The 11210-nt window shown below is 75.8% G+C and carries 8 protein-coding genes and 1 rRNA gene; all 9 read left to right on the top strand.

All coding sequences use genetic code 11. From position 1 onward, the window contains the following. Positions 1-81, top strand: a 5S ribosomal RNA gene (gene rrf / locus ACWEQL_RS27275); the annotation flags it as partial. Positions 82-316: 235 nt separating this feature from the next. Then, the gene (locus tag ACWEQL_RS27270) at positions 317-1729 is read left to right on the top strand and encodes a sensor histidine kinase (protein ID WP_452152960.1); all 1413 of its coding nucleotides are present in this window, start codon (positions 317-319) and stop codon (positions 1727-1729) included. Next, positions 1681-2346 carry a response regulator transcription factor gene (locus tag ACWEQL_RS27265; protein ID WP_452152959.1) on the top strand — a complete coding sequence of 222 codons (666 nt, stop codon included), beginning with the start codon at positions 1681-1683 and terminating at the stop codon, positions 2344-2346. The genes ACWEQL_RS27270 and ACWEQL_RS27265 overlap by 49 nt, the downstream gene beginning before the upstream one ends. 184 nt (positions 2347-2530) lie before the next feature. After that, positions 2531-4057 carry a DUF2637 domain-containing protein gene (locus ACWEQL_RS27260; RefSeq protein WP_452152958.1) on the top strand — a complete coding sequence of 509 codons (1527 nt, stop codon included), beginning with the start codon at positions 2531-2533 and terminating at the stop codon, positions 4055-4057. Between the two features lie 202 nt (positions 4058-4259). Then, on the top strand, positions 4260-5549 hold the full coding sequence (locus ACWEQL_RS27255) for a DUF6986 family protein (RefSeq protein ID WP_452152957.1): 1290 nt from the start codon (positions 4260-4262) through the stop codon (positions 5547-5549). A gap of 343 nt (positions 5550-5892) precedes the next feature. Next, positions 5893-6549, top strand: a complete 657-nt coding sequence (locus ACWEQL_RS27250) for a YigZ family protein (RefSeq protein WP_452152956.1) — start codon at positions 5893-5895, stop codon at positions 6547-6549. Between the two features lie 150 nt (positions 6550-6699). After that, positions 6700-7092 (top strand): cupin domain-containing protein, encoded by a 393-nt coding sequence (locus ACWEQL_RS27245; protein ID WP_452152955.1) that lies wholly within the window; start codon positions 6700-6702, stop codon positions 7090-7092. Between the two features lie 150 nt (positions 7093-7242). After that, positions 7243-9030 (top strand): hypothetical protein, encoded by a 1788-nt coding sequence (locus ACWEQL_RS27240; RefSeq protein ID WP_452152954.1) that lies wholly within the window; start codon positions 7243-7245, stop codon positions 9028-9030. 319 nt (positions 9031-9349) lie between these two features. Further along, positions 9350-11044 (top strand): restriction endonuclease, encoded by a 1695-nt coding sequence (locus tag ACWEQL_RS27235; RefSeq protein WP_452152953.1) that lies wholly within the window; start codon positions 9350-9352, stop codon positions 11042-11044. Positions 11045-11210: the final 166 nt, after the last annotated feature.

Below are 11210 nucleotides of genomic sequence, written 5' to 3'. Positions count from 1 at the left end.
ATTCCGAACCCGGAAGCTAAGCCTCACAGCGCCGATGGTACTGCAGGGGGGACCCTGTGGGAGAGTAGGACGCCGCCGAACAATCATTCAGAGAACCCCCGCCCGGGGCACCCGGGCGGGGTTTCTCGCGTTTCCCGGGAAAACCACGGGAAAACGTCCAGCGCATCACCGTCCGGCGCCCCGCCAGCGGCACGGGGACGGGGTGGACCTAGCACCACCCCGGAAGTGGGGTGGGACGGCCAGTGCCGGAGAGCCGTCGTACCGGGAACACTGAATCCCGGATGACCAGCATCAGGACCAGCCTCAGGAGTACCCCGTGACGACAGCGAGCCGAACCGGTGGCATGACGGTGCGCGCCCAGACCGAGGCGGCGCTCGCCTCCGGTGGGCGAGGGGTGGGCCGGCTGACATTGCTGGCGGCGGCAGCGGTGCCGATCGTGGTACTGCCGTTCCTGGCTGCGATGTTCGTGGGCGCCGCGGTCGCCGAGGTGTTCAGGTTCCTGTACCCGGCGGCGCTGCTGGCCGCGGTGGCGGCGTTCGTCGCGGCCGCGGCCGCGGCGGGTCTGCTGGTCCGGGGGACGGCCCGGCGTACGCGCGGGCAGCTGGAGCGGTGGTACGGCATCCGGCTGCCGGTGGTGTACAGCCCGCGGCCCGCGCTGGAGTCCGACGCGCGCGGGCACTGGTGGACGGGGTACTCCTACCACCGGGCCCGGTGGGTGGCGAGGCTCGCCCAGCTGCTGCACTGGTCGGCGCGGGACCGGGCGACCCGTTCCGAGGTCGTCTGGCTCGTGGTGAACCCGCTGCTGGTCGGGGCGCTGGTGACCCCGGTCGGCGCGGTGATGGTGGGCGGCCTGGTCGTCCTGGTGATGTCGTTCCAGCGGAGCTCGGCGCTGTTCGGGAGCGGGCCCTCGCCGATGATGTCGGTGCTGCTGGGCGGGTCGCTGGGGCTGGCGCTGATCGGGCTCGGCGTGCTGTTGGCGCCGTACGCGGTGCGGCTGTACGCGGAGGCGGCGCGCCGGGTGCTGGACCAGGACGGGCGGGCCACGCACGCCCAGCTGACCCGCCGGGTGGCGGAGTTGACGGAGACCCGGGCGGACGCGGTCGGCAGCCAGGCCGCCGAGCTGCGGCGGATCGAGCGGGACCTGCACGACGGCGCCCAGGCACGGCTGGTGGCGATCGGGATGACCCTCGGGACCATCGAGCACCTGCTGGACAGCGATCCGGCCGCTGCCCGGGAGCTGCTGTCCGAGGCCCGGCAGTCCTCGGCCCGGGCCCTGCAGGAGCTGCGCGACCTGGTCCGCGGCATCCACCCGCCGGTGCTGGCCGAGCGGGGACTGGGCGACGCCGTACGGGCGTTGGCGCTGGACAGCGCGCTGCCGACGGAGGTCTGCGTGAGCCTGCCGGACCGTCCGCCGGCGCCGGTGGAGGCGGCGGTGTACTTCAGCATCTGCGAGCTGATGGCGAACGCGGCCAAGCACTCGGGCGCGGACCGGGTCTGGGTGGACATCCTCTACCGGGCCGGCATCCTGCGGGTCACGGTCACCGACGACGGGGTGGGCGTGGCCGATCCCACCCGGGGGACCGGACTGCGCGGGATCGAGCGGCGATTGGGTACCTTCGACGGTGTCCTCGCCATCGACAGTACGTCGGGCGGTCCGACCACCATCACCTTGGAGCTGCCGTGCGAGTTGTCCTCGCAGAGGACCTCTACCTCCTCCGGGAAGGCCTGATCCGTCTGCTGGAGGCGCATGGGTTCACCATCGCGGCCGCCGTCGAGACGGGGCCGGAGCTGCAGGAGGCACTGCTGACCCACCGTCCGGACGTGGCGGTGGTCGACGTGCGGCTGCCGCCGACGCTCACCGACGAGGGGCTGCAGGCCGCGCTCAAGGCGCGCCGGGAGATCCCGGGCCTGCCGGTGCTGGTGCTGTCGCAGCACGTCCAGCAGCTGTACGCGCGGGAGCTGCTGGCGGACGGCACCGGTGGGATCGGCTACCTGCTGAAGGACCGGGTGTTCAACGCAGACCAGTTCATCGACGCGGTGCGGCGGGTGGCGGCCGGTGGTACGGCGATGGACCCGGACGTGATCGCGAAGCTGCTGCAGAGCACCTCGCGGCGCTCCGGTCCGCTGCAGCGGCTCTCGCCGCGCGAGCGGGAGGTGCTGGAGCTGATGGCCGAGGGCTGTTCGAACTCGGCGATCGCCGCCCGGCTGGTGGTGAGCGACGGGGCGGTGGCCAAGCACATCGCGAACATCTTCACCAAGCTGGAGCTCTCCCCGGCGGACGACGCCAACCGCCGGGTGCTGGCGGTGCTCGCCTATCTCAACGGGACGGCGGAGCGCACGGGGTGACGCTCCCTCCCGGCGGGGCCCGGGGGTGACACCCCGGGCGGCTCGGACGCTGAAACTGATGTACGAGTAAACTCCGGTGGGCCGAGCCCCGGAGGCCGCCCAGCCGTCCGGCGCCCCGACGTGCGGGAACCGGCAGCCGAGGCAGCGTACGGCAGCAGCCGAGATCCAGGGGTTGATAGACGCAATGGCACGCCCATCCCTCACCAAGGCCCACCGGGTGTTGCTCGGAGTCGTCGCGGCCGGCGCCGTCCTGATCTCCGGCATCGGGTTCGCGGGGTCGTACAACGCGGTCCGTGACCTGGCGATGGAGAAAGGTTTCGGCGCCTTCTCCTACGCCTTCCCCATCGGCGTGGACGCCGGCATCGTCGTGCTGCTGGCGCTGGACCTCGTCCTGACCTGGCTGCGGATCCCGTTCCCGCTGCTGCGGCAGACCGCCTGGCTGCTGACCGCGGCCACCATCGCCTTCAACGCCGCCGCCTCCTGGGGCGACGCGCTGGGGATGGGCATGCACGCGGTCATCCCGGTGCTCTTCGTGGTCGTCGTCGAGGCCTCCCGGCACGCGGTGGGGCGGATCGCCGACATCACCGCCGACCGGCACATGGAGTCGGTGCGGATGATGCGCTGGCTGTTGTCGCCGGTGCCGACCTTCCGGCTCTGGCGGCGGATGAAGCTCTGGGAGCTCCGCTCCTACGAGGAGGTCGTGCGGCTGGAGCAGAACCGGCTGGTCTACCGGGCGCAGCTGCGCTTCCGGTACGGCCGGGGCTGGCGGCGCTCGGCGCCGATCCAGGCGCTGCTGCCGCTCAAGCTCGCCAAGTTCGGCGTTCCGCTGGACCCGGCGCTGCTGGACCGGCTGGACGAGGAGGCCGGCGCGGTCGAGAAGGCCCGTGCGGTCCAGGAGCCGGTCCAGGCCGCGCCCTCGGCGGCCGTCGCGTCCCCCGCACCGGCCGCGATCGCCGCCGCGACCTCGGCCGCAGCCCCGGCGCCGACCCCGACTCCGACCCCGGTGCCGGCCCAGGGTGCGCCCGCCGCGGCCCGGCAGGAGCGGCCCGCCGAGCAGGCCGATCCGGCGGGTGCGGTGCCCGCGGTGGCGACCGAGCTGGCGGTGCCGATGCTGGCCAAGCTCGCGGCCGTCCGGCTCCGGACGACGCAGGAGGCGGTGACGGGCGCGGAGGAGCAGGCCCCGGCCCCGCCCCGCGAGGAGCTGAACGTCTGGACCGAGAAGCCGGCGCGCGGTGGCGCCCAGGGCGGGCGGGTGCCCGGCCAGGCCTCGCCGTGGTTCAAGCCGCCGCGTCCGACCGGCCCGCAGCCGGCGGCCGGTGCCCCGGCGGCCGGCGCGCCGGTGAGCCCCGCCGGTCCGGAGGCGGAGCTGGCCGAGGCGGTGGAGCAGGCGTACGAGGAGCAGCAGGCCGAGTACCCCCGGGAGCCGGGCGCGCCCGAGGAGGCCGGACTCCCGGCCGGGCCGGCGCAGCGCCAGGAGCAGCCGGGCCCGCGTACCCCCCCGTCGCGGCTGGACCCGGACGTCTGCTTCGACGCGCTGGTGACCTACATCGACACCTTCGACCACCAGCCCGACCCGCAGCGGCTGGCCTCCTGGCTGACCGAGCAGTACGGCGTGACGGGGTCGCTGCCGGACGGCTCGGTGCACCCGAAGGACGTCGCCGAGCTGTTCCCGGTGCTGCGGGACCGCTACGTCTCCGCCGGGCGGGACTGACCCGGCCCTCGACCGGGAGCTCCCCGCTGACCCGGCCCTCGACCGGACGCCCGCCGACGCCGCCGCGCCCCGGGCCGCCGACACGCGTCCACGGCTCGGGCGGCCATTGACGGCCGATCCCACCGGAGCTACCTTCGCCTCAACAAATTGTTGAAGTGCTGCTCCGGCGCGGGCCGGCGCGGCACGGCGCGGAGGAGTGCGGATGTCGCAGGTGGAGCTGGACGGTACCGGACCGGCGGGCGGGGCGTCGTTCTCCGCCGCGGCGCGGGCCGCCGTGGACGCGCTGCTCGCGCCGGTCGACGCCGACCTGGCCCGCCGCTACCCGGGTGACCCCGGCACCCGGCAGCCGGTGCACACCGTGTACGTCCCGGCCGACGCCTTCGCCGCCGACACCGTGCGCGAGTGGGGCCGTCGTGCCCTGGAGGCCTTCGACACCCACGCTGGCACCCCGGCCGAGCTGGCCGCGGCGCTCGGCGTGGCGGACGACGCCCTGCTCGCCGACGTGCACGCCCGGGTCCGCGCCAAGCTGGAGCGCGAGCCCGTCGAGGACCTGCGGATCGACTTCGAGGACGGCTACGGGCCCCGCCCCGACGCCGAGGAGGACGCGGCCGCCGTGCGCGCCGCCGCCCTGGTCGCCGCCGCGGTGGCGGACGGCACCGCGCCGCCGTACATCGGCATCCGGATCAAGTGCATGGAGGCGGCGGTCCGCGACCGGGGCATCCGCACCCTGGAGCTGTTCCTGACCGGCCTGCTGAACGCCGGTGGGCTGCCCGCCGGCCTGGTGCTGACCCTCCCCAAGGTGACCTACCCCGAGCAGGTCACCGCGCTCGTCCGGCTGCTGGAGGACTTCGAGCGGGGCGCCGGGCTGCCGCGGGGCCGGATCGGCTTCGAGATCCAGATCGAGACCACCCAGGCGATCCTGGGCGCCGACGGCCGGGCCACCGTGGCCCGGATGATCGGGGCCGCCGAGGGCCGGGCCACCGGTCTGCACTACGGCACCTTCGACTACAGCGCGGCCTGCGGGGTCTCCGCCGCCCACCAGAGCATGGACCACCCGGTGGCCGACCACGCCAAGGCGGTCATGCAGGTGGCCGCCGCCGGGACGGGCGTGCGGCTCTCCGACGGCTCGACCAACGTCGTCCCGACCGGGCCGCGCGAGCGGGTCCACGCCGCCTGGAAGCTCCACCACGACCTGGTCCGGCGCTCGCTCGCCCGTGCCTACTACCAGGGCTGGGACATGCACCCGGCGCACCTGCCGACCCGCTACGCGGCCGTCTACTCCTTCTACCGCGAGGGCCTGGAGGCGGCCGCCGCCCGGCTCGCCGCGTACGTGGCCAAGGCCGGCGGCGACGTGATGGACGAGCCGGCGACCGCCCGGGCGCTGAGCGGCTACCTGCTGCGCGGCCTGGACTGCGGCGCGGTCGACCCGGCCGAGGTCACCCGGCTGACCGGCCTGGGCCGGGCGGAGCTGGACGCGCTGGCGGGCCGCTGACCGCGGACCCCGGGACGGACAGGGCCTCTCGTGTGGCTCAGCCCGGGTCCGCGACGTCTGGGCACGTCCCTCGCCGCGTTGTCGTCGGTCGCCGATGGCCCCCGGCCTTCGGCCGGGAGGTGCCCCCACCGCATGGACTCCTCCCCCAGCCTCCGGCCGGGAGGTGCCCCCACCTCCGCCTTGCGATGCACGCACCCAGACCCCGCGGCCTGATTCGACCTGATCCACAAGAGAGGCCCTAGGCTGGCGGGGTCGGCGCAGGTGCTGCGCCGGCCCCGCCGGTCCCCCGCCCGCCGGTGCCGTCCGACCGCCGTCCCCGCACCCGCAGGAGAGCCGCCGCGCCATGTCCGCCACGCCGGAGCCGACCCCCAGGCCGTACCTGACCATCCGGCGCGCCGGCAGCCACGAGACCGAGATCAAGAAGTCCCGGTTCATCTGCCACCTCGCCAGGGTCACCGACGAGGAGGAGGCCCAGGCCTTCATCGCGGGCATCCGCAAGCAGTACTGGGACGCCCGGCACAACTGCACCGCCTTCGTGGTCGGCGACGAGCAGCGCCGCGAGCGTTCCAGCGACGACGGCGAGCCCGGCGGCACCGCCGGGGTGCCGATGCTGGAGGTGCTGCGCCGACGCGGGCTGACCGACACGGTGGCCGTGGTGACCCGGTACTTCGGCGGCGTCAAGCTGGGCGCCGGCGGGCTGGTGCGGGCGTACGGGAGCGCGGTGTCCGAGGCGGTGGACGCGGTGGGACTGCTGGAGCGCCGACCGGTCGCGCTGCTCGCGGTCACCGTCGACCACACCCGGGCCGGGCGGGTGGAGAACGACCTGCGGGCCGCCGGCCACGCGGTGAGCGACCTGGCGTACGAGGCCACCGGGGTGCGGATCGAGGTCGGCGTGCCGGAGCCGGAGGTGGCGGCCTTCCACACCTGGCTGGCCGAGGCGACCGGCGGTACGGCGGTTGCGGTGGCGGCCGGGCGGACGTACGTCGAGGTGCCGGTCTGAGACCGGGGCTCCCGGGGCCGGCTCCACACGCCGGCACGGCCGGCTGCCGGTAATCGGACAAGTTTCCGGACAGATCGCGGCCGATCGGTTTCGGCCATCTCCCGGGCTGCCTAGCCTGGCCTCCTCCGCCGACCAGGAAGCCGAGCAGCCATGCCCGTCGTCCAGACCATCACCATCCCGCCGGGAGGTGGCACCGGCTGGCACTACCACCCGGGCCGGGTCGATGTCGTCGTGCTCTCCGGGACGCTCACCCGCACCCTGCACGACGGGCGGGTCGAGGTCAGCCGGGCCGGGGACACCCTGGTCGAGGAGGCGGGCCCGCGGTACGTCCACGCCGGGTGCAACCACGGCGGGGTGCCCGTCGTGCTGATCGCGAGCTACGACATCCCCGAGGGCTGCCCGCTGGCCGTCCCGGTGCCGGAACCGGACCCGGCGGGCGGCTGCCCGGCCGCCGCCGGACGCGGGGACGGCGGCGGCGCCGGCCGCCCGCACGGCGGTCCCTCGCCGACCGGGGTGGGTGGTCCCGCCCCCACCGGGGCTTGAGCAGATTCACTCGAACGTATGGACGTGACCCGGAGCTGGAACTTCCGCTCCGGGCCGCGGCGTTTCCTGGGCAAGGATCCGGCCGAACCGGACGAATGACCCCATCGATGGAGGACGACACCCCCGACACCGCACCACGGAGGTATGCGCATGACCTCAGACCGCACCACGTCGCCCGCCCAGGCCGATCTGCCCGGCCCCCGGGGGCCCGCGACGCCCTACCGGATGACCGTCACCACCGCCCTCTCGTACGCCGACGCCCTCGCCCTCGCCGACCAGCGCCTCGGAGCCTGGCTCAAGGAGGAGGGCTGCGAGGAGCCCCCACCGGACCTCCGGGAGCCCGCCGGCCCCGACGCCCCCGCCGAGCGGCTGCGCCTCGGTGACCGGGTGCTGCTCGACCGCGACACCGGCGCGCTGCGCGGCGGGCCCGCCACCGGCCGCTACGCCCGACGACGGCTGCGCACCCCGGCCCCGCACGGCACCCATCAGCTCACCCTCACCATAGCCACCGGGGCCGGGGGCCCCACCTGGGTCCGGCTGGAGGCCGAGACGCACACCACCGGCAGCGGCGTGCGGACACCGGGCCGGGTGCCCGTGCCCGAGCTGGCCCGCACCCTGCTGCCGCTGCTCGATGCCACCGACGGCCCGGCCGCCGTCCACCTCGCCCCCCGGGTGGTCACCGCCGACGAGGTCGACGGCCTGATCGACGAGCTGTGCGACCCCGAGCGCCGGCTGCCGACCGTGGTCGCCAGCGTCCCGGTCCACCTCCCGCTGGACCGCTGGGTCGCCGAGGTCGTCCGCCCGCTCTGCCACCAGCTGCCGGGCCTCGCCACCGCCTACGTCCTGGACCCGGCGGCCCGCACCGAGTTCAACGTCGCGCTGGAGTACCACAGCGTGTACGGCGGCGCGGTGCGCACCTACCTGCCCGAGGTCGACCCCGCCTCCCGGCAGGACAGCGTCCGCCACCCCGTGCTGCCGCGCCACCGGATAGAGGAGGACGTCCGCCGCGCGGCCGGCCTGCTCGCCCGGGAGCCGCGCCGGCTCGCCGCCGAGCAGCCGCTGCCGCCACCGCTCGCGGCCGTACCGGTGCTGCGGGTGCCGTCGCCCCCGCCGCCCCCGCCGCGCTGCGGGACCGCCTCCGACGACGAGCGGGCCCGGGCCGAGCGGGACGCGCTCGACCACGAGGCGCGGCAGGACCACGCCGAGCAGCAGGCCAGGGCCGACGAGCTGGATCGGGTGCGGCACAGCCTGCGGCGCTCGCGCCGCCGCGGGCGCCGGCCGTCCGCGATGGACGAGGAGCAGCCGGGCGGGCTGCGCCACATCGGCTCGCAGGTCCGGGCCCTGACCGGGCGACTCTGTGCCGGGTCCGCCGCGGGCGGCGGCCCGGCCGTCCAGGCGCCGGGCGGCCGGACCCGGTCCGGTGACCGCGCGCAGGCCCCGGACGGGCGGGTCCCCGGCACCTTCACCGAGCTCCTGGCGAGGCTGGGCGAGTTCCCGCTGCTGAGCTTCACCGGGGACCAGAAGAACGCGCTCGCGCTGGACGAGATGCAGTGCTCCGGGGCCGGCTGGGCGCGGCTCACCTGGGAGGGGCTGACGGCCCTCCAGGAGTACGCGGAGGCCGCCGTGCGCGGCGAGGCCGGCGGCGACTTCAAGCAGTGGTGCGAGCACACCCCCACCGGCTGCCACCGCTTCCCGCCCCGCAAGGCGGTCCGCGGGGAGTCGCAGACGGTGTTCAGCCACACCAAGTGGAAGCGCGAGCGGATGCTGCCCGTGCCCGAGTGCGTGGACGCCTCCCGGCGCGCCTTCATGGGGGCGCACCTGCGGATCGGCGGCGGGCGTACGGCCCCGCGGTTGCACTACCTCGACGACTGTTCGGGCAGTGGCCGGATCTATGTCGGCTACATCGGACTGCATCTGACCAACACCCGGACCAACTGAGCCGACCCCGTGGGCGTTCGGAGGTCCCCGAGGCCCCGCAGGCGTTCCGGAGACCTCGGAAACGTTCCCGAGGTCCTCGGAAGGCAGCGACGACCGCAGGGCGACACCGGACGGATCGACGGCGACCGAGCCGGCGTCAGCCGACCCACCACCAACCGGAGGTGACCCGAGGGAGGTTCCCACCGATCGAACCCGGACCAACTGCGAGGCCTGGCTGACCGATGCGCCCGTTCGGTGGACAATGTCCGGCAGGGGCCGGCCACGCGGCCGCGGGCCGCCCCGGGGCAGGCGCCGGACGAGCATGGGGGAACGACCACCGATGCAGTACTCAGCAGACGGCCAGTCCGACGGCACTGCCACGGTCCCCCAGCCGGGCTTCCTGGCCTCGGTCTTCCGCGACCTCGGCGTCGACCTCGCCGAGGAGGACCTCGGCGGGGCGGCCGCCCGCGGCGCCGGTCCCGCCTCCGGCGGCGGCCCCGGCAGCCCGAACGCCGGATCGAACGCGGGGTCGGCCACCGGGACGGGCGTCACCCCGCCGGGGCCGGAGTCCGACGAGGCCGTGGCCGCGCACGGCCGGGCCGCCGCACAGGCGCACCACCGCACGCTCGCCGTCCAGGCCGAGCACGAACGGCTGGCCGACCTGCTGCGGCGGGCCGCGCTGCCCGTCTCCGCCATGGACTTCGAGAGCCAGCTGCGCCACTACGAGCCACGCCCCTACCCGGACGACGGGCAGGGGAGCGGCGCGGCCGACGCCGAACCGCGCTGGGAGGACTTCGCGCCGCCCGCCCCGCCGGAGGCCGACCCCGAGGCCGGCCCGTCCCGCCGGCTGCTGGACTCCGGCTACCAGCGCGAGCTGGCCCAGGCCCGGCTGGCGCACCAGCGCGCCCTGCGGGAGTGGCGCACCCGGCGGACGGAGGAGGAGAGCTCCGGCGCGGCCGAGTCGCGGCGGGTCCACGAGGAGGCCGAGCAGGCCAGGGCGCGGGCCGTCCGCGAGTACAACGACAGCCTGGAGGAGTGCCGCCGGGCCTACCGGCTGGCCGAGCCCGCCGCCGTGGAGTCGCTGCTGGAACGGGCCCTGGCCGCCGCCGAGACCGCGACCCAGGAGCTCCCGACACCCTGCCGCGCGGTGTTCCGCCCGCTCACCCGCACCGCCGTGCTCGACCTCGACCTGCCCCCGCTGGACCTGGTGCCCTCCCTGACCGGCTACCGGCTCGGCCCGGACGGCGACCCGCTCCCGCTGGCGCGCCCGCCCGCCGACCGGGCCACCGACTACCTCCGGCTGGTCGCCCGGCTGGCGCTGCGCGCCCTCCAGGCCGCCGACGCCGTGGACACCGACGAGATACTCGCCGGCGTCGTCCTCAACGGCTGGCTGCGCGAGGGCGGCGGAGCCCCCGCGCTCTGCCTGGTGAGCGTGGACGCCGACCGGGACGCGTTGACCCGGGCCCGCCTGCTGCCGCCCGCCGCGCCCTACGAGGAGCGGGACGGCGAGGGCGTGTACGCGGACGCCGAACAGGACGAGGCCCTGGTACGGCTGCGCCAGCTCGGCGCCGCGGTCACCCCCGACCCGTACAAGCGGGTCGCCGTGGCCCCGGCCGCGCTGGCGAGCGCCACCGTGCCCTCCGCGCTGGACCTGTCGGCGAACGAGTTCGCGCGGCTCGTCCGGGAGCTGATGACCCGGGGAGGGCTGGCGCACTGGAGCGTACGGCTGCGCGGGCCGGTCGGGCTGGTCGCCACCGGGGAGGGCGAGCCCGGCAGCGCGCTGCCCGGGCGGTGGGTGGTCTGGGCCTCGCGGGGGCCCGGCGAGGTGGCCGAGGAGGAGATCCGGACCCTGGCGGAGGCCGTCCGGGAGGAGTCCGCCGAGCGGGGGCTGCGCCTGACCACCGGACGGTTCAGCGATGCCGCGCTGGACCTGACGGGCGAGGAGGAGCATCGCCACATCCACCTGGTCGACGGCGCCGGCGTGCGCGAGCTGACCCGCACCCACCTGGGACTCCCGCTGGGCGCCGGCCGCTGAGGCCCGGGCCGTTGGGACCTGGGCCGTCGAGTCCTGGGCCGTCGAGATCCGCTTCGGCCGGGACCGGGCGCGGCGGAACGCCGTCCGCTCACCCTGACGGCCCGTCCGGCGGGCGGCGGCCCCCGGGCGGTCCGAGGCTGGGAGACGCGGGCCGTGCCGCCGCCGG

This window comes from Kitasatospora sp. NPDC004240, from assembly GCF_053603215.1.
This window is presented reverse-complemented; position numbering and strand designations above follow the sequence as displayed.

What these genes read in the sequence shown, in the direction of transcription:
- ACWEQL_RS27260 (WP_452152958.1), top strand. Translation starts at nt 2,531, where the DNA reads ATGGCACGCCCATCCCTCACCAAGGCCCACCGGGTGTTGCTCGGAGTC.
- ACWEQL_RS27255 (WP_452152957.1), top strand. Translation starts at nt 4,260, where the DNA reads ATGTCGCAGGTGGAGCTGGACGGTACCGGACCGGCGGGCGGGGCGTCG.
- ACWEQL_RS27250 (WP_452152956.1), top strand. Translation starts at nt 5,893, where the DNA reads ATGTCCGCCACGCCGGAGCCGACCCCCAGGCCGTACCTGACCATCCGG.
- ACWEQL_RS27245 (WP_452152955.1), top strand. Translation starts at nt 6,700, where the DNA reads ATGCCCGTCGTCCAGACCATCACCATCCCGCCGGGAGGTGGCACCGGC.
- ACWEQL_RS27240 (WP_452152954.1), top strand. Translation starts at nt 7,243, where the DNA reads ATGACCTCAGACCGCACCACGTCGCCCGCCCAGGCCGATCTGCCCGGC.
- ACWEQL_RS27235 (WP_452152953.1), top strand. Translation starts at nt 9,350, where the DNA reads ATGCAGTACTCAGCAGACGGCCAGTCCGACGGCACTGCCACGGTCCCC.